This window comes from Pradoshia eiseniae, assembly GCF_002946355.1.
Lineage (GTDB): Bacteria > Bacillota > Bacilli > Bacillales > Pradoshiaceae > Pradoshia > Pradoshia eiseniae.
Map to the genome: position 1 here is coordinate 157,415 of NZ_PKOZ01000002.1, position 22,726 is coordinate 180,140.

Annotated in this window: 19 protein-coding genes; 18 read left to right on the forward strand and 1 reads right to left on the reverse strand. The window is 46.2% G+C overall.

Annotated elements, in window-relative coordinates:
- Positions 1 to 252 precede the first annotated feature (252 nt).
- From CYL18_RS05635 to CYL18_RS05675, 10 genes are all read left to right on the forward strand, one after another.
- Positions 253 to 2,370: a heterodisulfide reductase-related iron-sulfur binding cluster gene (locus tag CYL18_RS05635; protein ID WP_104848509.1), complete on the forward strand. Its 2,118-nt coding sequence runs from the start codon at positions 253 to 255 to the stop codon at positions 2,368 to 2,370.
- A gap of 201 nt (positions 2,371 to 2,571) precedes the next feature.
- A complete protein-coding gene (locus CYL18_RS05640; protein ID WP_104848510.1) occupies positions 2,572 to 3,762 on the forward strand; it encodes an acetyl-CoA C-acetyltransferase in 1,191 nt (396 codons plus the stop codon).
- Between the two features lie 2 nt (positions 3,763 to 3,764).
- Positions 3,765 to 4,616 (forward strand): 3-hydroxybutyryl-CoA dehydrogenase, encoded by an 852-nt coding sequence (locus CYL18_RS05645; RefSeq protein ID WP_104848511.1) that lies wholly within the window; start codon positions 3,765 to 3,767, stop codon positions 4,614 to 4,616.
- Between the two features lie 31 nt (positions 4,617 to 4,647).
- Positions 4,648 to 5,784: an acyl-CoA dehydrogenase gene (locus tag CYL18_RS05650; RefSeq protein WP_104848512.1), complete on the forward strand. Its 1,137-nt coding sequence runs from the start codon at positions 4,648 to 4,650 to the stop codon at positions 5,782 to 5,784.
- Positions 5,785 to 5,803: 19 nt separating this feature from the next.
- On the forward strand, positions 5,804 to 6,943 hold the full coding sequence (locus tag CYL18_RS05655) for an acyl-CoA dehydrogenase (RefSeq protein ID WP_104848513.1): 1,140 nt from the start codon (positions 5,804 to 5,806) through the stop codon (positions 6,941 to 6,943).
- Between the two features lie 69 nt (positions 6,944 to 7,012).
- Positions 7,013 to 7,666 (forward strand): TetR/AcrR family transcriptional regulator, encoded by a 654-nt coding sequence (locus tag CYL18_RS05660; RefSeq protein WP_104848514.1) that lies wholly within the window; start codon positions 7,013 to 7,015, stop codon positions 7,664 to 7,666.
- Positions 7,663 to 10,908 (forward strand): fused isobutyryl-CoA mutase/GTPase IcmF, encoded by a 3,246-nt coding sequence (icmF, locus tag CYL18_RS05665; RefSeq protein WP_104848515.1) that lies wholly within the window; start codon positions 7,663 to 7,665, stop codon positions 10,906 to 10,908. Before CYL18_RS05660 ends, icmF begins: the two co-directional genes overlap by 4 nt.
- 161 nt (positions 10,909 to 11,069) lie before the next feature.
- Positions 11,070 to 11,240, forward strand: a complete 171-nt coding sequence (locus tag CYL18_RS19220; protein ID WP_161497082.1) for a hypothetical protein — start codon at positions 11,070 to 11,072, stop codon at positions 11,238 to 11,240.
- Positions 11,241 to 11,333: 93 nt separating this feature from the next.
- Positions 11,334 to 11,909 (forward strand): DNA-directed RNA polymerase subunit delta, encoded by a 576-nt coding sequence (rpoE, locus tag CYL18_RS05670; RefSeq protein ID WP_104848516.1) that lies wholly within the window; start codon positions 11,334 to 11,336, stop codon positions 11,907 to 11,909.
- A 216-nt stretch (positions 11,910 to 12,125) separates the two neighbouring features.
- Positions 12,126 to 13,724 (forward strand): CTP synthase, encoded by a 1,599-nt coding sequence (locus tag CYL18_RS05675; protein WP_104848517.1) that lies wholly within the window; start codon positions 12,126 to 12,128, stop codon positions 13,722 to 13,724.
- Between the two features lie 740 nt (positions 13,725 to 14,464).
- Here CYL18_RS05675 and CYL18_RS05685 read toward each other — a convergent pair.
- The gene (locus CYL18_RS05685) at positions 14,465 to 15,010 is read right to left on the reverse strand and encodes a DUF2529 family protein (protein WP_104848519.1); all 546 of its coding nucleotides are present in this window, start codon (positions 15,008 to 15,010) and stop codon (positions 14,465 to 14,467) included.
- Positions 15,011 to 15,233: 223 nt separating this feature from the next.
- Between CYL18_RS05685 and CYL18_RS05690 the strand changes: the two genes are divergently transcribed.
- The 8 genes from CYL18_RS05690 to CYL18_RS05725 all read left to right on the forward strand — a co-directional run bounded on the left by CYL18_RS05690 (position 15,234) and on the right by CYL18_RS05725 (position 22,673).
- Entirely contained in the window at positions 15,234 to 15,614 is a 381-nt protein-coding gene (locus CYL18_RS05690; RefSeq protein ID WP_104848520.1) for a response regulator, read from the forward strand.
- Between the two features lie 168 nt (positions 15,615 to 15,782).
- On the forward strand, positions 15,783 to 16,640 hold the full coding sequence (locus CYL18_RS05695; RefSeq protein ID WP_104848521.1) for a class II fructose-bisphosphate aldolase: 858 nt from the start codon (positions 15,783 to 15,785) through the stop codon (positions 16,638 to 16,640).
- Between the two features lie 164 nt (positions 16,641 to 16,804).
- Positions 16,805 to 17,452: a fructose-6-phosphate aldolase gene (gene fsa, locus CYL18_RS05700; RefSeq protein ID WP_104848522.1), complete on the forward strand. Its 648-nt coding sequence runs from the start codon at positions 16,805 to 16,807 to the stop codon at positions 17,450 to 17,452.
- A gap of 153 nt (positions 17,453 to 17,605) precedes the next feature.
- Positions 17,606 to 18,892, forward strand: coding sequence for a UDP-N-acetylglucosamine 1-carboxyvinyltransferase (locus CYL18_RS05705; protein ID WP_104848523.1), 1,287 nt, complete (start codon positions 17,606 to 17,608; stop codon positions 18,890 to 18,892).
- Between the two features lie 25 nt (positions 18,893 to 18,917).
- Positions 18,918 to 19,886 (forward strand): class II fructose-bisphosphatase, encoded by a 969-nt coding sequence (gene glpX, locus CYL18_RS05710; RefSeq protein WP_104848524.1) that lies wholly within the window; start codon positions 18,918 to 18,920, stop codon positions 19,884 to 19,886.
- 326 nt (positions 19,887 to 20,212) lie between these two features.
- Positions 20,213 to 21,493 (forward strand): transcription termination factor Rho, encoded by a 1,281-nt coding sequence (rho, locus tag CYL18_RS05715; RefSeq protein WP_104848525.1) that lies wholly within the window; start codon positions 20,213 to 20,215, stop codon positions 21,491 to 21,493.
- 127 nt (positions 21,494 to 21,620) lie between these two features.
- Positions 21,621 to 21,833, forward strand: coding sequence for a 50S ribosomal protein L31 (rpmE, locus tag CYL18_RS05720; protein WP_104848526.1), 213 nt, complete (start codon positions 21,621 to 21,623; stop codon positions 21,831 to 21,833).
- A gap of 219 nt (positions 21,834 to 22,052) precedes the next feature.
- The gene (locus tag CYL18_RS05725) at positions 22,053 to 22,673 is read left to right on the forward strand and encodes a thymidine kinase (protein WP_104848527.1); all 621 of its coding nucleotides are present in this window, start codon (positions 22,053 to 22,055) and stop codon (positions 22,671 to 22,673) included.
- Positions 22,674 to 22,726: the final 53 nt, after the last annotated feature.

Below are 22,726 nucleotides of genomic sequence, written 5' to 3' on the forward strand. Positions count from 1 at the left end.
CGGAAGTGGTTGATTTTATCGCCATGAAATTAGTATGACAAGTTTTCGGCAAATTACCCCTATACTGCCTCTTTAGATGTGTACCGTTCACCCTAAGTTTAGACTAATTTGAAATTGATGGAAGATATAGATTGACTGAATGCTCATTCATTATTAGAATGGAAATAGATACTAATGGTATATTTAGGAATGCCGCTATTTGACGCATGCAAGCGAGAGTAGCAGCAAATAAGGGGCGAAAGAGGGATGGAGATGAATGGTCTGCTTTGGATCAATTTAATTGCAGCCATACTTGTAACCGCTTACGCAATCTATCTATTTGCGTACCTGGTTAAATCTCGAATCGAGTTTATCAAGCTCGGCAAGAAAGAAGAGTTTGATAATGATGTTAAGAAACGGCTCGAGAAGATATGGGTGTATGTGTTTGGACAGAAGAAGCTGATGAAGGACAAGAAAAGCGGTACGATGCATGTGCTCTTCTTTTATGGATTTATATTGGTCCAATTTGGAGCCATCGACCTAATCTGGAAAGGAATCAAGCCAGGTTCTCACCTGCCGCTTGGCCCGCTTTACCCGATTTTCACGTTCTTCCAGGAAATTGTTGTGCTAATGGTTATGGTAGCCGTCATTTGGGCGTTTTACCGCCGCTATATTGAGAAGCTCGTCCGATTAAAACGGGGGTTCAAATCAGGACTTGTGCTCATTTTTATCGGCGGACTCATGCTTGCGACCTTGGTCGCTAATGGCGCCTCCTTAATTTGGCTGCACGGAGGAGAGCTGCACTGGTCTGAACCAATCGCTTCATCGATCGCCTTTTTGCTGGGCTGGATGAGTGAGACAGCCGCTGCTGTGGTGTTCTATGCAGCATGGTGGATTCACCTGCTGTTCATTTTGACCTTCTTGGTTTATATACCGCAATCAAAGCATGCACATTTAATCGCGGGACCGGCCAATGTGTATTTCCATAGGCTTACACCGCCGAAATTAAAGCCGATTGACTTTGAGGATGAGACACAGGAAACATTCGGTGCTGGAAAGATTGAAGATTTCACAGATCTCCAGCTGCTTGATCTCTATGCTTGTGTAGAGTGCGGCCGCTGTACTAATATGTGCCCGGCGTCTGTCACAGGGAAGATGCTTTCCCCGATGGACTTGCTATTGAAAATGCGTGACCATCTGACCTTCACAGGTGCGGCCGTCACGCGAAAAGAGCCTTGGGTGCCGTCCTTTGTCTTTGGGAACACGAAGGGCAACCAAATCGCAATGGCAGCTAAGGGACAAGGTGCCTCTGAATCAGCGGCAGCGATTGATATGTACAATCCCGCGCTTGTCGGCGAAGTTATCACGGAAGAAGAGCTTTGGGCTTGTACGACCTGCCGGAATTGTGAAGATCAATGTCCGGTCATGAACCAGCATGTCGGCAAGATCCTTGATATGCGCCGCTACTTGGTGCTCACAGAAGGAAAAGTTCCTGCAGATGCCCAGCGTGCGATGCAAAACATTGAGCGTCAAGGGAATCCGTGGGGGCTAAACCGGAAAGAACGGGAGAACTGGCGTGAAGCACGTGAGGATGTGCATGTTCCAACCGTGAAGGAAATGTCCAAAGCGGGGGAAGAATTCGAATACTTATTCTGGGTCGGTGCCATGGGCTCTTATGACAACCGTTCCCAAAAGATTGCCCTCTCATTTGCCCGCTTGCTGAATGAGGCTGGCGTTAAATTCGCCATCCTGGGCAATAAGGAAAAGAACTCAGGGGATACACCGCGCCGCCTTGGCAATGAATTCTTGTTCCAGGAGCTTGCGACAAAGAATATTGAGGAATTTGCGAAGAATGACATCAAAAAGATTGTTACAATTGATCCGCATGCCTTTAATATTTTCAAAAATGAGTACCCTGACTTTGGATTGGAAGCAGAAGTGTACCACCATACACAGGTGCTTGCAGAGCTTGTCAGGGAAGGAAGATTGAAGCCGGCCCATGCGGTTAACGAGAAAATCACCTTCCATGACTCCTGTTACCTCGGCCGTTACAATGACGTATATGATGCGCCTCGTGACATCCTGAAGGCGATTCCGGGGGCTTCCTTCGTCGAGATTGAAGGACGGAACCGTGAGAACGGAATGTGCTGCGGAGCGGGAGGCGGATTGATGTGGATGGAGGAGGAAACCGGCCATCGCATCAACGTAGCCAGAACAGAGCAAGCGCTGGCTGTCAATCCAACCGTAATCAGCTCCGGCTGTCCGTATTGCTTGACGATGCTCAGTGATGGAACGAAGGCGAAGGAAGTAGAAGAGGACGTTAAAACCTATGATGTAGCAGAGCTTCTAGAGAAGTCCGTGTTTGGGGATGGAAAGGAATTAGCATCCTGATCGGTAATCATAGGGGTCTATAGAAGAAGTGAGGAAAGAAACAGAGATCCTGCACCTATATTTATGGAAAAAATTAGAGTGTATGGTTTTCTGTTTCTTTCCTTTTTATGTAAAATAAAAGATGAAGTAAATTAAAGCGCTTACAAATTGAACGAGCGTTCAGTCATGGATGGGAGAAATTCAATAATCGGAGGGGAAAAGATGGGGAAAACAGTTATCTTAGATGGAGCAAGAACGCCCTTTGGCAAATTTGGAGGAACGCTCAGCGGCTTAACAGCATCACAGCTTGGCGGTATAGCTATTAAGGAAGCCATTACGCGTTCAGGCATTAAGGCAGAGGAAATTGATGAGGTCATCATGGGATGCGTGCTTCAAGGGGGGCAAGGCCAAATCGTCTCTCGCCAGGCAGCGCGCGAGGCTGGTTTGCCTTGGGAGGTAAAGACAGAAACAATCAACAAGGTATGTGCATCAGGTCTAAGAAGTGTCACATTGGCTGACCAGATAATCCGCGTTGGTGATGAGGAAGTCATCGTTGCCGGCGGCATGGAATCGATGAGTAATGCGCCATATATCCTGCCGAAGGAGCGCTGGGGAGCGCGAATGGGTGATGGGCGTGTCGTTGATATGATGGTCCATGATGGATTGACATGCAGCTTCACAGGCGTGCATATGGGCAATTACGGCAATAGCACAGCAGCCGATCTTGAGCTTACGAGAGAGGACCAGGATGCATGGGCCTATCAAAGCCATCAAAGGGCAATTGCTGCAATGGAGTCTGGGAGATTAGAAGAAGAAATAGTTCCGGTCACAGTTAAGGAGCGAAAGGGTGAGCGCATCGTCGCAGTTGACGAGGCACCAAGGAAGGACACAACACCAGAAAGATTGGCTTCCCTGAAACCGGCCTTTGGGGCTGACGGTACGATTACGGCAGGCAATGCACCCGGCATTAATGACGGAGCTGGTGCACTCGTGCTCATGAGCGAGGAACGTGCCGGGCAGGAGGGCAAGAAGATTGGCGCAATCATTCTTGGCCATGCGGAGGTCGCGGTTGAGGCAAAGGATTTCCCGAAAACACCTGGACTTGTGATTAATGCGCTTTTAGAGAAGACAGGAAAATCTCTTGAAGAGATTGATTTATTCGAGGTAAATGAAGCATTTGCAGCCGTCACGCTAGCAAGCGGAAAGATTGCCGGACTAGACCCGGAGAAGGTCAATGTAAATGGAGGCGCGGTTGCGCTCGGCCATCCAATTGGGGCAAGCGGTGCGAGAATCATCCTCACCCTCATGTATGAATTGAAGCGCCGGGGCGGCGGTATTGGAATAGCCTCCATTTGCAGCGGCGGCGGACAGGGCGATGCCATCATGATTGAAGTGCCAAAAGGGGGACTTTGAAAATGGTGATTAAACAAGTCATGGTCATAGGGGCCGGGCAAATGGGCTCTGGAATTGCTCAAGTATGTGCGGCTGCTGGATATGATGTATATTTGCATGATTTGAAGAAGGAGTTTGTGGAGAGGGGACTGGCTGGCATTGAAAAAAATGTGCAGCGCCTCGTTGATAAAGGCCGGCTTTCTGTTGAAGAAAAGGCAGGGCTGCTTGAAAGAATAAAGCCATCTGCCGATTTGCAAAATGCGAAAGAGGTAGATGTGGTCATAGAAGCAGCGGTGGAAAATATGGAGGTCAAAAAGCAGCTATTTGCTGAACTCGATCAGATTGCTCCTTCCCATGCCATTTTAGCGACCAATACCTCATCATTGCCGATTACGGAAATTGCCGCAGCAACAAGCAGGCCTGAGCAGGTCATTGGCATGCATTTCATGAATCCGGTTCCTGTTATGAAGCTTGTTGAGATTATCCGCGGGCTCGCAACAAAGGATGAGGTATATGCCGCTATTGAAACGATGGCCAAAGAACTTGGCAAGGTGCCGGTAGAGGTCAATGATTTCCCGGGATTTATCTCAAACCGTGTACTCATGCCGATGATTAATGAAGCCATCTTCACGCTTTACGAGGGAGTTGCTTCAAAGGAAGCGATTGATGAGGTGATGAAGCTAGGCATGAACCATCCAATGGGTCCGCTCCAGCTTGCTGATTTCATCGGATTAGATACATGTCTTTATATCATGGAAACCTTGCAGGAAGGGCTCGGTGAGGATAAATACCGGCCATGTCCGCTCCTGCGCAAATATGTAAAGGCTGGCTGGCTTGGGAAAAAGACTGGAAGAGGGTTTTATGAATACAGCTGATACGCGTCAGAAGCACGAGGGGGCAGCTTGAATGGACTTACGTTTTACAGATGAACAGCAGATGATGAGGAAGATGGTGCGAGAATTCGCTGAAAAGAACATAGCACCGTTCGTGCCGGAAATGGAGAAAGGAGTTTTCCCGAGAGTTATATTGCAGAGCATGGGAGAGCTTGGCCTAATGGGCATTCCGATACCAGCTGAATATGGCGGTGCCGGCATGGATTTCACCTCTTACATCATCGCCATCCATGAAATATCAAAAATCAGTCCGACAGTCGGCGTTATTCTTAGCGTTCATACATCTGTCGGCACAAACCCGATTCTTTTTTACGGAACAGAGGAACAAAAAAGGACCTATATTCCAAAGCTTGCAAGCGGGGAATATATAGGGGCATTCTGTCTGACTGAACCGAGCGCTGGCTCAGATGCCGCTTCGCTCAAATCAAGGGCCGTAATGCAAGGGGATGAATATGTCCTGAACGGGTCCAAAATCTTCATTACGAATGGCGGGGAGGCGGATACATACATCGTCTTCGCCCAAACAGCCCCGGAGAAGGGAAGCAAGGGCATCTCTGCCTTCATCGTTGAGAAGGGCACGCCTGGTTTGATCATTGGCAAGGATGAACGCAAGATGGGCCTGCACGGCTCACGTACCGTCCAAATTACCTTCGAGGATATGTTGGTGCCGGCGAAAAACCGGCTCGGAGAAGAAGGACAGGGCTTGGCGATTGCGCTCAGCAATCTCAATACAGGACGAATCGGCATTGCTGCCCAGGCGCTTGGAATAGCTGAAGGAGCTTTCCGCGAGGCTGTTCGTTATGCAAAAGACAGAAGGCAATTTGGCAAACCAATCAGCGCCCAGCAAGGCATCGGCTTTAAATTGGCTGATATGGCGACCGCGATTGAGGCGTCCAAGCTGCTCGTCTATCATGCGGCCTCCTTGAAAGAGGCAGGATTAACCTGCACGAAGGAGTCCTCGATGGCGAAATTAATGGCATCAAAGACAGCAATGGATGTGACGACTGAGGCAATACAGGTTTTTGGCGGGTATGGCTATACGGAGGAGTATCCGGTCGAACGTTATTTCCGCGATGCAAAAGTGACCGAGATTTATGAAGGCACGAGTGAAATTCAGCGAATTGTCATCGCTAAACAATTAGTAAATTGATAGATTTGGGGGATGGAAGATGAATTTTCGTTTATCAGAAGAGCATGAGATGATCCGCAAGATGGTGCGTGATTTTGCGAAGAATGAAGTAGCGCCGACTGCAGCAGAGCGTGATGAGGAAGAACGCTTTGATAAAGGTCTGTTCGATAAAATGGCAGAGCTTGGCCTGACAGGCATTCCGTGGCCGGAGGAGTACGGCGGAATAGGCAGTGATTATGTCGCTTACTGCATTGCTGTTGAGGAGCTTTCGCGTGTATGTGCATCAACGGGCGTAACCTTATCTGCCCATACATCACTTGCGAGCTGGCCAATCTTTAAATTCGGCACAGAGGAGCAAAAGCAGCGTTACCTTCGCCCGCTAGCAACAGGCGAGAAGATCGGCGCTTATGGATTGACTGAGCCTGGTTCCGGCTCTGACTCCGGTGCGATGAGGACGACGGCTCGCCGTGATGGGGATGATTATATCCTGAACGGCTCAAAGATCTTCATCACAAATGGCGGTGTTGCAGATACGTATGTCGTCTTCGCGCTCACGGATCCGGAGAAAAAGCAAAAGGGAACAAGTGCTTTTATCATTGAAAAGGATTTCGAAGGGTTCAGTGTAGGCAAGAAGGAAAAGAAACTAGGCATCCGTTCCTCTCCTACAACGGAGATCATCTTTGAGGAGTGCCGCGTGCAGAAGGAGAACCTTCTTGGCGAAGAGGGAGACGGCTTTAAGATTGCGATGATGACGCTTGATGGTGGCCGTAACGGCATTGCCGCGCAGGCAGTCGGGATTGCGCAAGGCGCCCTTGATGCCGCGACTGAATATGCGAAGGAGCGTGTCCAATTCGGAAAACCAATCTCCGCTCAGCAAGGGGTTGGCTTTAAGCTCGCTGACATGGCAACAAGCGTTGAGGCGGCCCGCCTTCTAACCTATCAAGCTGCGTGGCTGGAATCTCAAGGGTTGCCGTATGGCAAGGAGTCTGCCATGTCTAAGCTTTTTGCAGGTGATGCGGCAATGAGAGTAACAACAGATGCGGTTCAAATCTTCGGCGGCTACGGATACACGAAGGATTACCCGGTTGAGCGGTTCATGCGCGATGCGAAAATTACCCAAATCTATGAAGGAACACAGGAAATTCAGCGTCTTGTCATTTCACGGATGCTGACGAAATAAGAGAGAGTTATATCATTCCTCCCGGCTGCCTCTGGGAGGAAACCCTTTTAAAAAGGCGGGTGGGGGATCTTGAAGAAAATAGAGGTGCAGGCATCTGTCAAGGATGAGAGGCTTGTGAAGAAAAGGCGCGACGAGATGATTAAGGGAGCCGTTTCCTTATTTATCGAGAAAGGATACCACCGGACCACAACAAGGGAGATTGCGAGAGCAGCAGGATTTAGCATCGGCACATTATATGAATATATCCGGTCAAAGGACGATATCCTCTATCTCGTTTGCGACAATATTTATGATGAGGTGAAGGAGCGGCTGCAAAAGGCCCTTGAATTAAGTGAAGGCACACTTGAAGGATTGCGTCTTGGCATCTCCTTTTATTTTCGCATCTGTGATGAAATGCAGGATGAGGTACTTGTCATGTATCAGGAAGCTAAGTCCTTGAATAAGACAGCACTGCCATATGTGCTAAATAAAGAGATTGAGATGGCGCGCATGTTTGAGAAGTTAATTGTCGCTTGTCTCGAGCACGAGGAAATCGAGCTTGAGGCAGAACAGACGTATTTGCTAGCCCATAATATTATCGTCCATGGGCAGATGTGGGCATTTAGGCGCTGGGCCATTGGCAAGAAGTTCTCGATAGAGGATTATATCGACTCACAAACGGATTTTCTGCTAAAGGGGATCACGGAAGGAACCAATACAGTCAGTAGAGGGGGAACAATATGAACAGCGAGTACAAACCGAAGAATCATATCCGCTTTGTCACGGCATCAAGCCTTTTTGACGGGCATGATGTCAGCGTGAATATCATGAGGAGAATTCTTCAGGCAAAGGGAGCGGAGGTCATTCACCTAGGGCATAATCGCTCGGTGGAAGAGGTTGTGAGTGCGGCTATTGAAGAGGATGTACAGGGGATTGCCGTTTCCTCCTATCAAGGCGGCCATGTGGAATATTTCAAATACATGTATGATTTATTAAAGGAAAGAGGAGCCTCTCATATTCGTATTTATGGCGGCGGGGGAGGAGTCATCATCCCGCGGGAGATCAAGGAGCTGCATGATTACGGAATCGCCCGCATCTTTTCGCCAGAGGACGGGCGCGAACTTGGCCTGGACGGCATGATGGAGCTATTAATCAAGGAATGTGATTTCCCGCTGCCGGCACTAGAGAGCATTTCAGCGGAAACACTTAATCCTGACCAGCCGCTCGCTGTCGCCCGCGCGATTACCATGGCAGAAAACAAGCTGTTCCGTTCAGAAGAGGCGGCGACGACTGAGCCAGCATTAGAGGGTCTAGCAAGTGCTGCGGGCACCATTCCTGTTATTGGGATTACTGGCACCGGCGGAGCAGGAAAGAGCTCGCTGACGGATGAGCTGATCTGCCGCTTTATTCGGGAGCTTCCGGATCACCGTCTGGCCATTTTATCCATTGACCCGACGAAGCAGAAAACAGGCGGAGCCCTGCTTGGGGACAGAATCCGCATGAATGCTATCTTTCATCCGAACGTCTATATGAGAAGCCTGGCGACAAGGGACTCGCGCTCAGAGCTATCCTCCTCCATCAAGGATGCGATTGCTGTTGTGAAGGCCGCTGGCTATGATGCAGTCATCGTCGAAACAAGCGGAATTGGCCAAGGGGATGCAGCAATCACGGATGTTTGCGATATTTCGATGTATGTGATGACAAGTGAATTTGGAGCCCCAACCCAGCTTGAGAAGATTGATATGATTGATTACGCAGATTTCATCGTTATTAATAAATTTGAACGGAAAGGGTCTCAGGATGCCCTGCGCCAGGTGCAAAAGCAATATCAGCGCAGCCGCAATCTCTTTGATCGTGACTTAGCAGAGCTGCCGGTGTATGGCACGATTGCCAGCCAATTCAATGACGAAGGGACAAATGCGTTATTTGCCGCCTTGATTGAGGCGATGGCAAAGTATACCGGAACCGACTACAAGACGCGCTACAGCAAGGATGCGAAGACCGAGAAGCAGCATACGATTATCCCGCCGGACCGTCAATACTATTTGCGCGAACTTGCTGATGCCGTTCGGTCCTATCATGAGCGCACCGCACGTGAAGAGGAGTCAGCCCGCAGACTTTTCCAGATTGAGGGGACGATTGAAGCCCTCGCTGAGAGCGGAGATACCATTGAAACGCTGCAGCAGCTAAAGGAAAAGACGAAGCAATCACTCCATCCGGACACAGTCGAGATTATCGAAGGATGGGAAGCGCAAAGGAAATCATACAGCGGGGATGAGCTAGTGACAAGGGTACGCGACCGGGAAATCCGGACCGAGCTGAAGACCATTTCTTTAAGTGGCCTGGCCATACCAAAGGTGGCCCTGCCGAAATTCAAGGATTACGGGGAGATTGTCCGCTGGGTCCGAAGCGAGAATGTTCCGGGAAAATTCCCGTTTACGGCTGGGGTCTTCCCTTTCAAGCGGAAGGAGGAGGATCCGAAACGTCAATTCGCCGGAGAAGGATCTCCAGAAAGGACGAACCGCCGCTTCCATTATCTTTCAAAGGATGATGAGGCTAAACGGCTGAGCACGGCCTTTGATTCGGTCACCTTATATGGCGAGGACCCGCATATCCGTCCTGATATTTACGGCAAGGTTGGGGAGAGCGGTGTGAGCGTTTGTACGCTTGATGATATGAAGAAGCTTTACGCCGGCTTTGACCTATGTGCGCCAAGTACCTCCGTTTCGATGACAATTAACGGACCGGCTCCTATAATTCTTGCGATGTTCATGAACACGGCAATTGATCAGCAGCTTGAGAAAAAGGAACAAGAGCTTGGGCGTAAGCTTACAGAGGAAGAAGCGCAGAACGTTAGGAGTGAAACGCTTCAAGTTGTTCGAGGGACCGTTCAGGCTGATATTTTAAAAGAGGATCAAGGGCAAAATACGTGTATCTTCTCAACAGAATTTGCCTTGAAAATGATGGGTGACATCCAGGAATACTTCGTCAGCAATCAAGTGAAGAATTATTACTCTGTCTCCATCTCAGGCTACCATATCGCTGAAGCAGGGGCGAATCCAATATCTCAGCTTGCCTTCACGCTCTCCAATGGCTTTACGTATGTAGAGTATTATTTGAGCCGCGGCATGAAGATTGATGACTTTGCTCCCAATCTATCATTCTTTTTCTCCAATGGCCTTGACCCAGAATACACCGTATTGGGCCGCGTGGCGCGCAGGATCTGGGCTATCGTCATGAAGGAGAAATATGGCGCAAATGAGCGGAGTCAGAAACTGAAGTATCATATTCAAACATCCGGCCGCTCCTTACACGCACAGGAAATTGATTTCAATGATATTCGAACAACCTTGCAGGCGCTCATCGCCCTGCAGGACAATTGCAATTCCTTGCATACAAATGCATATGATGAAGCGATCACGACGCCAACGGAGGAATCTGTGCGCCGGGCCATGGCAATTCAAATGATTATCACGAAGGAATTCGGACTGATGAAGAATGAGAATTCCCTTCAAGGCTCTTATATCATCGATGAGCTGACAGACCTTGTGGAAGAAGCCGTTTTACAGGAGTTCGAACGCATCAATGACCGCGGCGGTGTGCTTGGTGCCATGGAGATGCAATACCAGCGAGGCAAGATACAGGATGAATCGATGCATTATGAGACGAAAAAGCATAATGGCGAGCTTCCAATCATCGGGGTGAATACGTATTTGAACCCGAATCCGCCGAGTGAGGATGAGGTCAACAATATGCAGCTTGCCCGTGCTACGAAGGAAGAGAAGGACCTGCAGCTTAGAAATCTGGAAGCATTTAAGGAGAAGCATCAGCAGGAGGCGGGTGCTGCACTTGAACGCTTGAAGGAAGCGGCGATACGAGGTGAGAATATCTTTGAACAATTGATGGAGACGGTTCGTGTAGCAAGTCTTGGACAGATTACACATGCTTTATATGAGGTTGGGGGACAATATCGCAGAAACATGTAATCCCCTCGGCGCGGAGGGTTCTCCTCCGCGCATTTTTGTACATACTAAAAATATTCAATTTATTATGGTCTGTCCTTTCTATTTGTATGATAGGATAAAACTGTCATCTTCCTTATAAGTTATATAAAAGCGGGCCATAATGAAGAACAGGAGGTATAGTAATGGATATGCAGCGTGCTTTCGGCAGCCTGGTCATCCTTCTTGCGTTCTTTTGGCTGTTTCGGGTTCTTTACGATCATTCCCTTGGAGCAGTCGGCTACTTTCTCATTTCTATCTTTCTAACTTTCATGGCTTATAAACAGTGGAAGCAAGGAATTAGAGACAAGAAGTAAAATAAAGTGGCATTATGATAAGCCGTTTGGTTATAATGGGATATGCATAAATGGGTATTTTGATGTTGATTTGATAGAAAGGATGTGCGAACAATGACTTTAGCCAAGATGTCTGTCGAAGATATTCGTGAAATGGCCTTCATTGAAATTGCAAACTTATTACTTATAGAAAAGAAAGAAGCCATAGACTTTAAAGTGATGATGGATGAGATCCAAAAATTACTTGGTTTATCAAACGAGGAAGTGGCGGAAAAAATCGGACAGTTCTACACAGACCTGAACGTTGATGGCCGTTTCATCAGCATCGGGGATAACCGCTGGGGATTAAAAGGCTGGTATCCTGTTGAACAAGTCGAAGAAGAAACCGTTCCTGCTTCCAAAGTGAAGAAGAAAAAAGGCAAGAAAGTCGTTGATGATGACGATTTAGTTGACTTCGATGCAATCGATGAAGATGATGAAGACTTAGATTTCGATGATATCGATGATTATGATGATGATGATGACGACGAAGATCTAATTGATGACGACTTCGATGAAGATGTCGATGACGATGATGATGACTTGATTGAAGACGAAGAAGAAATTATCAAAGATAAATTTGTTATCGAAGATGATGAAGAAGAAGAAGAAGAAGAAGAGGACTTTGAGGACGAGGAAGATATTCGCTAAACATCAATCCTTGACTTCAAGTGTCAATCTTTGTAGAATATTATTTGGGCTCCTTTATTAGTAAAGGATACTAATTATAGCAATTAACGCTCCCTTGTTCGCAAGGGGGCGTTTTTATTTTTTTATGGATACGTCGGTTGATTTTAACGAAAAGTAAGATTGAAATAGATAGTTATCCGTGCAAATTTAATATGTAGAATGGTAGGAGGTTTTTTTATGACAAAGTATATTTTTGTTACTGGAGGCGTTGTTTCCTCACTAGGAAAAGGAATCACAGCTGCTTCTCTAGGTCGTTTGCTAAAAAATAGAGGGTTAAAGGTGACAATCCAAAAATTCGATCCATATATCAACGTTGACCCAGGTACAATGAGTCCTTATCAGCATGGTGAAGTATTCGTTACAGATGATGGTGCGGAAACAGATCTTGACCTTGGCCACTATGAGCGCTTTATTGACATCAATCTTTCCAAGCTCTCTAATGTGACGACAGGAAAAATCTACTCCCATGTATTGAAAAAGGAACGCCGCGGTGATTATCTTGGCGGGACAGTCCAAGTCATTCCGCATATCACCAATGAAATTAAAGAACGAATCCTGAAGGCAGGCCATGATACAAACGCTGACGTGGTTATCACAGAAATCGGCGGAACAGTAGGGGATATTGAATCCTTGCCATTCCTTGAGGCAATTCGCCAAATCAAGAGCGATATCGGCTCTGACAATGTATTGTACATACACTGTACATTAATTCCGTATCTTAAAGCGGCCGGCGAAATGAAAACAAAACCAACCCAGCATAGCGTAAAAGAGCTGCGCAGCCTTGGCATCCAGCCAAATATCATCGTCGTTCGTACAGAAATGCCAATTTCTCAAGATATGAAGGACAAGCTAGCATTATTCTGTGATATCGACAAAAATGCTGTAATTGAATGCCCTGATGCAGACACTCTATACAAAGTGCCATTGATGCTCCAAGACCAAAAGATGGACCAAATCGTCTGCAACCATTTGAAATTGCAAACGCCAGATGCAGAAATGACAGAATGGAAAGAGCTTGTTGAGAAAGTAACGCATCTATCCAAAACAGTGACAATCGGCCTTGTCGGTAAATATGTTGAATTGCAGGATGCTTACATCTCTGTTGTCGAGTCTCTTAAGCACGCTGGATACGCATTTGACGCAGACATTAAGATTAAATGGATCAATGCTGAAGAAGTAACAAAAGAAAACGTAGAAGAGCTTCTTGGCGATGTAGCCGGTGTCCTTGTTCCTGGCGGTTTCGGTGACCGCGGGATCGAAGGGAAAATCGCTGCAATCGAATATGCAAGAACACATAAGAAACCATTCCTTGGCATCTGCCTAGGCATGCAGCTTGCATCTATTGAATTTGCGCGCAATGTTCTTGGACTCGAGGATGCGAACTCATCAGAGATCAATCCAGCTACGACAAACCCAATCATCGACTTGCTTCCTGAGCAAAAGGATGTCGAGGACCTTGGCGGAACGCTTCGCCTAGGACTGTACCCATGTAAAGTGGTACCAGGCACGAAAACAGCTGAAGCATACAAAGAAGAAGTGGTATATGAACGTCATCGCCATCGCTATGAATTCAATAACCACTACCGCGAAGACATGGAAAAACAAGGCTTCGTCTTCTCCGGCACAAGCCCAGATGGCCGCCTGGTTGAGATCATTGAGCTCAAAGATCACCCATGGTTTGTCGCATCCCAGTTCCACCCGGAATTCATCTCAAGACCAACACGCCCGCAGCCGCTTTTCCGCGACTTCGTAAAAGCGTCTTTGGAAGAGAGATAAGATATAATAAAAAGGAGAACACAATTTAGGTGTTCTCCTCAGACTGTAGACCAAATCCGATAAGGGTTTGGTCTATAGTTTTCTATCATTGCACTTAATTTCAATATTAAGCTATTTTCGGCAGAATGGGCTCGCTTTCCGCGGGCAAGCATCAAGCCTCCTCGCGCTCCGCGCTGTGGGGTCTCGATTTGCTTGCTTTTCCCGCAGGAGTCTCGCCCATTCTGCCGAAAATAGGTCACTGCATGTCATGGAAATTACCTTATCAAAAACAGTATTCCCCTTCTCCTCGATATATGGGTTCAATGATATTTGAAGATAATGATGGCATGTTAACAAAACATCCCCCTTAGACCGCGAATGAATAATTAAAAATGATTATGTTAAATCAACTCTTCCTGAGAACCATATGGTTCGGATTCGAAGTCTATTCCTTCATCTACTCATTAGTCGAGTTTGCTTATTCGGCTTAGGAAACCTAAGTATTGACCCTGTTGTCCATCAAGATTGCCTTTTCCTTTCTTTAGGGGGTGTCGGCCTAAATCTGTCTGACCAAAGTAACGATCATCATCATCAGATGCTCATTCAACACCATGTTATGGAAGAGTACATGGAGGAAGCTAATCGACTCCTCATATTGAAGTAAGGGGGAACCCGTCGTTAGGAATTTTCATAAATAAAAATAGACACGAATATCTGCCAAAAGGGCATTCGTGTCTATCCTATCTTACATATTTCTCGTTTTATTCTTCCTCATATTCCCGCAATATTTCATCCACGGCCATGATGATGCCCTGATAGGCAAAAAGCGCAGCGGCGAGTGTAGGAATTCCGCTTCTTGTCCCGTCTTCGTTTGGCACAAGTCCTCGTGCCGCCTTGATATCGACATGCACATCAGCGATTTCAGCTAAGTTTGGCTTGCCTTCTTCCTCTGGCTTGATGCCTTGAGAGACAGCGACAAAGGGGACGTGCTGGCCGCGCAGGGATTCTGCGAGGGCGACGGCTTCTTTTTCAGTTGCGGAGCGGGCGAAGATAATGGCGCGGTCGCGTTGCTGGGCTTGAACCATGTATTGTCCGCTGTATAGTTTTTTCAGACCCTTCAATGGTTCAGGGCCATTGATTGCCTGGGAGACGATTCCTTCCATCTCCTTAAAACCGTGGATGTAGACTTGCCCTTTTGCCGTTAAGGCCTGGGCTAAAAGGCGCGCAGCGTCCTCGATGCTTTCTTGTTCTTCTTGCTCAATTTTTTTATATACACCTGTTAATTGTGTCAGGAATACTTTTAACAATATCTCTCAGCTCCTGTCAAAAAATTTAAAGGGAAAGTTCCTATATCTAGTAGATACAGTATGCGAATCTCATGAACTTGTCAAAGCTTTCATGATAGATTAGGGAAAAGGTATTATTTTTATTATCCAATTTATGGTTACGGAAGGTATTTTCGACTTCGGAAGAGAAGATATAAATGATAGATGTTTTATAGGTTAACGGTGTAGAAGGAGCTGGGAGAGTATGAACGATAAAAAGATTCTAATCGTGGATGATCAGTTCGGAATCAGGATACTGTTAAACGAAGTATTACAGCAGGAAGGCTATCAAACTTTTATGGCTGCAAACGGGGAGCAGGCACTCGTTCTCCAGAAACAAGAGGATCCTGATCTTGTTCTGCTTGATATGAAGATACCGGGTATGGATGGCATTGAGATTTTGAAGAGAATGAAGCAAGCGGATAAGGATATTCGCGTTTTAATTATGACGGCTTATGGAGAGCTTGATATGATTGAAGAGGCACTTAGTCTGGGAGCTTTGACCCATTTTGCTAAGCCATTTGATATTGATGATATCCGAAAGGCTGTCAAGAAACACCTTTTGGTGGCAAATTTCGATAGTTAAAAGGAAATAAATCATGAATATTGATACTTTATTCACAATTTTGGTATGCTATATATGACTTCTTTTCTGATGTCCTTTTTCAGATAAGGAATACATATTGACCCATTTGGGAAAATGATAAGGGTGACTTCTTTAAGTGCTCTTATTATTAAACAAGGAGGAAAAAACATGCCTTTAGTTTCAATGACAGAAATGCTCAACAAAGCATTGGAAGGTAAATATGCAGTTGGACAGTTTAACATCAACAACCTAGAGTGGACTCAAGCTATTCTAGCAGCTGCAGAAGAAGAAAAATCACCAGTTATCCTTGGTGTATCTGAAGGTGCTGCTCGCCATATGGGCGGTTTCAAAACCGTTGTTATGATGGTTAAAGGTCTTTTAGAAGACATGAACATTACGGTTCCTGTTGCGATTCACCTTGATCATGGTTCTTCTTACGATAAATGTAAAGCGGCGATTGATGCAGGTTTCACATCTGTTATGATTGATGCTTCTCATCATCCATTTGAGGAAAACATTGAAACAACAAAGAAAGTTGTTGAATATGCTCACGCTAATGGAGTTTCTGTTGAGGCAGAGCTTGGAACAGTCGGCGGACAAGAAGATGACGTTGTTGCTGACGGTGTAATCTATGCTGATCCGCAAGAATGTAAAGAGCTTGTTGAGAAAACAGGCATCGATTGCCTAGCTCCAGCGCTTGGTTCTGTACACGGACCATACAAGGGTGAGCCAAACCTTGGATTTGCCGAAATGGAGGAAATCAAAAACCTTACGAATATGCCATTAGTATTACACGGAGGTACTGGCATTCCTGTAGCGGACATCCAAAAATCTATCTCTTTAGGGACATCTAAAATCAACGTTAATACTGAGAACCAAATCGCTTTTGCGAAGCGTGTTCGCGAAGTGCTTGACGCTGACAAAGAAGTCTATGATCCACGGAAATTTATCGGACCGGGACGCGAAGCGATTAAAGAAACGGTTATTGGGAAAATCCGTGAGTTCGGTTCAAACGGAAAAGCTTAATTATCTCTTATTTGAATGAGATGTCTTCTACTTTAGGGATGAAGACATCTCTTTTTTAATGTAGTATAAAATTGGGTAAGATTTAATAGAATTATTTGCTCTTATGGGGGCAAGAGTGCCACAATATAGGAAGAATAAAACACAGATTACAGGAGGAATAAAAGATGAAATTTTTTATCGATACAGCTAATTTAGATGAAATCAAAGAAGCACATGCGTTGGGCGTACTTTCTGGCGTAACAACAAACCCATCATTAGTGGCGAAAGAAAAAGGTGTATCCTTCCATGATCGCCTCCGTGAGATTACTGCGCTCGTACCTGGCTCTGTCAGTGCAGAGGTTATCTCTCTTGAAGCGGAAGAAATGATCCGTGAAGGAAAAGAGCTTGCGAAAATTGCGCCGAATATTACCGTAAAGATTCCAATGACGCCGGATGGGCTGAAAGCAGTACGCGCGTTGACTGATGAAGGCATCAAAACAAATGTAACCCTCATCTTTAATGCTAATCAGGCTCTCTTAGCGGCAAGAGCAGGGGCAACCTATGTATCTCCGTTTATCGGAAGACTTGATGATATTGGCCAAAATGGGTTGGACTTAATTGCTGAAATTGCAGAAATCTTCGCTATCCATGATATTGATTCTGAAATCATCGCAGCGAGCATTCGTCATCCGCAGCACGTGACACAAGCAGCATTGCGCGGTGCGCATATTGCGACTATTCCGTATAAGGTCATCCTGCAATTATGCAAGCATCCGTTAACTGACAAGGGAATTGAAGCCTTCTTGAAGGATTGGGAAAGCATCGGGTCCTAATAATTTCCAAAAGTAGTACATTATTCATGGGAATATGTGTAAAATAGTAAGATGGAAAGTTTTTTGTCTGGAAGTTATGAATAAAGGGATACCTTATTCTCGCCGATCACAGATGGGTTGTGAGAACATCATGTGGCGCTGAAGGGAGTAATTATGGAAAAGCTGAAAATAGCAGGTGGTTACCCGTTAAAAGGGGAAGTTCGTATAAGCGGTGCCAAGAATAGCGCGGTAGCTTTAATTCCGGCGACTATCTTGGCCGGCTCCTCTGTTACGATTGAAGGATTGCCTGAGATCTCTGATGTAGAAATGCTTAAAGGATTGCTTGAGGAGATTGGCGGGAAGGTGACGCTTGAGAATAATGAAATGACCGTCGATCCTTCTCAGATGGTCCCAATGCCATTGCCAAACGGACGAGTGAAGCAGCTGCGTGCTTCCTATTATTTGATGGGTGCGATGCTCGGCAAATTCAAGAAAGCCGTCATTGGGCTCCCAGGTGGCTGCTACCTTGGGCCGCGCCCAATTGACCAGCATATTAAAGGATTTGAAGCATTGGGTGCACAGGTGACGAATGAGCAGGGCGCTATTTACCTGCGTGCTGATGAACTTCGCGGTGCACGTATTTATCTGGATGTCGTCAGTGTAGGGGCGACCATCAATATTATGCTTGCAGCCGTATTGGCAAAGGGAAAGACCATTATTGAGAATGCCGCTAAAGAGCCGGAAATTATCGATGTGGCAACCCTTTTAACCAATATGGGCGCTCGTATCAAGGGGGCTGGAACCGATGTGATTCGCATCGAGGGGGTAGAGGAACTGCACGGCTGCCGTCATACCATCATTCCAGACCGAATCGAGGCAGGCACCTACATGATTATTGCGGCTGCGGCTGGGGAAGGAATCCTTATTGACAATGTCATTCCTCAGCACCTTGAGTCCCTGATTGCTAAATTGAGGGAGATGGGCGTCGTCGTTGAAGAAAGGGATGATCAGATCTACATCCCGAAAACAGATAAATTAAAGGCAGTTGATATAAAGACACTGGTTTATCCAGGTTTTCCGACTGACCTCCAGCAGCCGTTCACTACTCTTTTGACAAAGGCAGAAGGCTCGGCAATTGTAACGGACACGATTTATGGAGCTCGTTTTAAGCATATTGATGAATTGCGGAGAATGAATGCAAGCATTAAGGTAGAGGGACGTTCAGCTATCGTGAATGGACCGGTTCAATTGACGGGTGCCAGAGTTAAAGCGAGTGACCTGCGCGCAGGGGCCGCCTTAATCGCAGCAGGGCTTTTGGCAGAAGGCGTGACAGAGATAACAGGTGTAGAACATATTGACCGTGGCTATAGTTTTATCGTGGACAAGCTGTCTGGTCTTGGAGCAACGATTTGGAGAGAAGAGTTAACCGAAAGAGAGATTGAGCAGCTGGAGAATTCATAAGCCAAAAAGAAGCGGGGGTTGCAGGATGGAAAGAAGTTTATCAATGGAGTTGGTTAGGGTAACCGAGGCAGCAGCATTGGCCTCTGCAAGATGGATGGGGCGCGGTAAGAAGGATGAGGCGGATGATGCCGCAACAAGCGCCATGCGGGACGTTTTTGATACAGTTCCTATGAAGGGCACGGTTGTGATTGGGGAAGGTGAGATGGATGAAGCCCCAATGCTCTATATTGGCGAGAAATTAGGAACGGGATATGGACAGCGTGTAGACGTGGCCGTTGACCCGCTCGAAGGAACAAATATCGTCGCCTCAGGAGGCTGGAATGCCCTGGCCGTACTTGCGGTTGCAGATCACGGCAATTTGCTGCATGCCCCTGATATGTATATGGACAAGATTGCTGTCGGTCCCGAAGCAGTCGGAAGCATTGACATTAATGCACCAATCATTGATAATCTGAAAGCGGTTGCCAAGGCTAAGAATAAAGACATAGAAGACATCGTGGCAACCGTGCTGAACCGCAAACGCCATGAAGAAATCATTTATCAGCTGAGAGAAGCGGGTGCCCGTATTAAGCTCATCAATGATGGAGATGTAGCCGGAGCCATCAACACAGCCTTTGATGACACGGGTGTGGACATTCTATTTGGTTCCGGGGGAGCTCCGGAGGGTGTGCTTGCCGCTGTTGCCCTTAAATGTCTCGGAGGAGAAATTCAAGGCAAGCTCATCCCGCAGAGCGAAGCAGAACAAGAACGCTGCTTGAATATGGGCATTGACGTCAATAAGATTCTCCTCATGGAGGACCTTGTTCGCGGAGAAGATGCTATTTTCGCCGCTACTGGCGTGACAGACGGAGAGCTGCTCAAAGGTGTTCAATTTAAAAGCAATAATTATGGTCTCACACATTCAGTCGTTATGAGAGCAAAGTCAGGAACAGTGCGTTTCATCGAAGGAAAACACAGCTTGAAGAAAAAACCAAATCTGGTCATTAAATCGTAATTTGGTGCATTGAAACAAATCCTCCAGATAAATAAGCTGGAGGATTTGTTATAATTTTTAAAAAATTGTGTTATATTATGAATATTGCGGTAGTTGTGTTGATTTCATAAGTGAACTCTAAAAGTTGAAGTATGCATGAAAACCGAGTACAATAAAATATGTTTGATTCGTATGAAGGTCGTTAACTCTTAACGGTATACCCATTACCACAACTGCTTCTATTATCTTCTGATTCTTTTCTTCTTGAATTCCTATCCAAGTATCATTAATCATTCACTAGTTCAACCAAAAAAATATAACTTATTAATTTAAAGTGTGGTGTCATAATGGAATTAACTATTTCTGATTTAGAAAATTTAAAACTGAAAGAACTATATGAACAAGCGAAGAAATATAAAGTATCCTATTACAGCAAGCTAACGAAAAAGGAGCTTATTTTTGCCATTCTGAAGGCGCAAGCGGAGCGGGACGGCTATTTATTTATGGAGGGCGTTCTTGAAATCATTCCTTCTGAAGGATTCGGCTTCCTTCGTCCAATCAATTATTCACCAAGCAGTGAGGATATCTATATTTCCGCATCCCAAATTCGTCGTTTCGATCTGCGAAATGGGGACAAGGTATCCGGAAAGGTACGCCCGCCTAAGGAGAATGAACGATATTACGGATTGCTTCATGTGGAAGCGGTTAATGGCGATAATCCGGAATCTGCGAAGGAGCGTGTCCATTTCCCTGCGCTTACGCCGCTATACCCGGATCGTCAGGTCATTCTTGAAACAACCCCGCGTAATATGTCCACTCGTGTGATGGACATCATCGCTCCTGTCGGCTTCGGCCAGAGGGGATTGATTGTCGCTCCTCCTAAAGCTGGTAAAACGATGCTCTTAAAGGAGATCGCTAATGCGATTACGACGAATCATCCGGAGGCAGAATTAATCGTGCTTTTGATTGATGAACGTCCGGAAGAGGTAACCGATATTGAGCGTTCTGTACAAGGTGATGTCGTCAGCTCTACCTTTGATGAGGTGCCAGAAAACCATATCAAAGTTGCTGAGCTTGTACTGGAGAGAGCGATGCGCCTCGTTGAGCATAAGCGTGACGTTATTATCCTCATGGATAGTATCACGCGATTGGCAAGAGCCTATAACCTGGTTATTCCGCCAAGCGGAAGGACACTTTCCGGCGGGATTGACCCGGCAGCCTTCCACCGTCCGAAGCGATTCTTCGGGGCAGCCCGTAATATTGAAGAAGGCGGCAGCTTGACCATCCTTGCAACGGCACTTGTGGATACAGGTTCACGTATGGATGACGTCATTTATGAGGAATTCAAAGGAACAGGCAATATGGAGCTGCACCTTGATCGTTCCCTTGCGGAGAGAAGGATCTTCCCGGCCATCGACATTCGCCGCTCCGGCACACGGAAAGAAGAGCTCATCATTCCGAAGGATCATTTGGAGAAGCTTTGGGCAATTCGCAAAACGATGTCCGATATGCCAGATTTTGCCGAGCGCTTGCTGCGTAAATTGAAGCAGACTAAGACCAACCAAGAGTTTTTTGACTATCTTGATGATGAAATGAAGAAGTCAACGAATACAAAGAGAATCCTCTAAAGAAAAAGATTCGATTTGTTGATTTATAAATGTATGTCTGTTATACTATTTTAAGTGTGCTTCACATAAGTGGATGTACACCTTATAACTCTGTTTCGAAAGACTCAGGGCGGAAGGAGTGGAAAAGATGAAAGCAGGAATTCACCCTAATTACAAAAAAGCCATGGTTAAATGTGCTTGTGGTAATGAATTTGAAACTGGCTCCGTTAAAGAGGAAGTGCGCGTAGAGGTTTGCTCTGAGTGCCACCCATTCTACACTGGACGTCAAAAATTCGCTTCTGCTGATGGACGTGTTGAACGTTTCAACAAGAAGTACGGTTTCAAATCTCAACAACAATAATAATAATGATTTTACTAGGAACAGGCAGCGGGTAAGCCGCTTGCCTGTTTTTTATTCGGCCAATTTTTGTTATAAAGAAAAGTTATTTTGCGCCGAGAGAAATTAAGCAAGATATGCAATTATACATTCTTATGGATTTTTAATCATGATATAATAAGCACTAGTGGTAAGCATAATTCTTATGATCAAGTATGAATGAACGAAGGGAGACACCATCGCATGTACGAAATGAAACAAACGGGCTGGATGGAATTAATTTGTGGCAGCATGTTTTCCGGCAAATCTGAAGAATTGATTCGAAGAGTGAGGAGAGCGGTATTTGCCAAGCAATCCATCGCAGTATTCAAACCCGCTATTGATAATCGTTACAGTGAGGAGGCGGTCGTTTCCCACAATGGATCATCTGTTATAGCGAAGTCCATTACACATTCATCTAAAATCTTTGAGCATATTGATATGGATACAGATTTGATTGCCATTGATGAGGTGCAATTCTTTGATGAAGAGATTGTTGAGGTCGCCCAGCACTTGGCTGATAGCGGATATCGTGTCATTTTGGCCGGTCTTGACCAAGATTTCAGAGGGGAGCCGTTTGGTCCGATGCCTCAATTGATGTGTCATGCGGAACAAGTGACCAAGCTCCAGGCTGTCTGCTCAGTATGCGGATCACCAGCCAGCCGTACGCAGCGTCTAATTGATGAGAAGCCGGCGGGATATGAGGATCCAGTCATCTTGGTTGGCGCATCGGAATCCTATGAGCCTAGGTGCCGACACCACCATGAAGTGCCTGGCAAGAGAGAGATTGTGTCAGCTCCGCTTGATGGCGGCATACTTGAATAACCCCTTAGGAAACACCTTCATGAAGAGGGTGTTTTTTTAGTGGGTGCTGGAAG

Bases quoted from the DNA above. Each gene is read 5' to 3' on its own strand.
- rpmE (WP_104848526.1), top strand. From the start codon at position 21,621: ATGAAAGCAGGAATTCACCCTAATTACAAAAAAGCCATGGTTAAATGT.
- glpX (WP_104848524.1), top strand. From the start codon at position 18,918: ATGGAAAGAAGTTTATCAATGGAGTTGGTTAGGGTAACCGAGGCAGCA.
- CYL18_RS05675 (WP_104848517.1), top strand. From the start codon at position 12,126: ATGACAAAGTATATTTTTGTTACTGGAGGCGTTGTTTCCTCACTAGGA.
- CYL18_RS05640 (WP_104848510.1), top strand. From the start codon at position 2,572: ATGGGGAAAACAGTTATCTTAGATGGAGCAAGAACGCCCTTTGGCAAA.
- CYL18_RS05635 (WP_104848509.1), top strand. From the start codon at position 253: ATGAATGGTCTGCTTTGGATCAATTTAATTGCAGCCATACTTGTAACC.
- CYL18_RS05645 (WP_104848511.1), top strand. From the start codon at position 3,765: ATGGTGATTAAACAAGTCATGGTCATAGGGGCCGGGCAAATGGGCTCT.
- CYL18_RS05725 (WP_104848527.1), top strand. From the start codon at position 22,053: ATGTACGAAATGAAACAAACGGGCTGGATGGAATTAATTTGTGGCAGC.
- CYL18_RS05705 (WP_104848523.1), top strand. From the start codon at position 17,606: ATGGAAAAGCTGAAAATAGCAGGTGGTTACCCGTTAAAAGGGGAAGTT.
- CYL18_RS05695 (WP_104848521.1), top strand. From the start codon at position 15,783: ATGCCTTTAGTTTCAATGACAGAAATGCTCAACAAAGCATTGGAAGGT.
- rpoE (WP_104848516.1), top strand. From the start codon at position 11,334: ATGACTTTAGCCAAGATGTCTGTCGAAGATATTCGTGAAATGGCCTTC.
- rho (WP_104848525.1), top strand. From the start codon at position 20,213: ATGGAATTAACTATTTCTGATTTAGAAAATTTAAAACTGAAAGAACTA.
- fsa (WP_104848522.1), top strand. From the start codon at position 16,805: ATGAAATTTTTTATCGATACAGCTAATTTAGATGAAATCAAAGAAGCA.
- CYL18_RS05690 (WP_104848520.1), top strand. From the start codon at position 15,234: ATGAACGATAAAAAGATTCTAATCGTGGATGATCAGTTCGGAATCAGG.
- CYL18_RS19220 (WP_161497082.1), top strand. From the start codon at position 11,070: ATGGATATGCAGCGTGCTTTCGGCAGCCTGGTCATCCTTCTTGCGTTC.
- CYL18_RS05655 (WP_104848513.1), top strand. From the start codon at position 5,804: ATGAATTTTCGTTTATCAGAAGAGCATGAGATGATCCGCAAGATGGTG.
- icmF (WP_104848515.1), top strand. From the start codon at position 7,663: ATGAACAGCGAGTACAAACCGAAGAATCATATCCGCTTTGTCACGGCA.
- CYL18_RS05650 (WP_104848512.1), top strand. From the start codon at position 4,648: ATGGACTTACGTTTTACAGATGAACAGCAGATGATGAGGAAGATGGTG.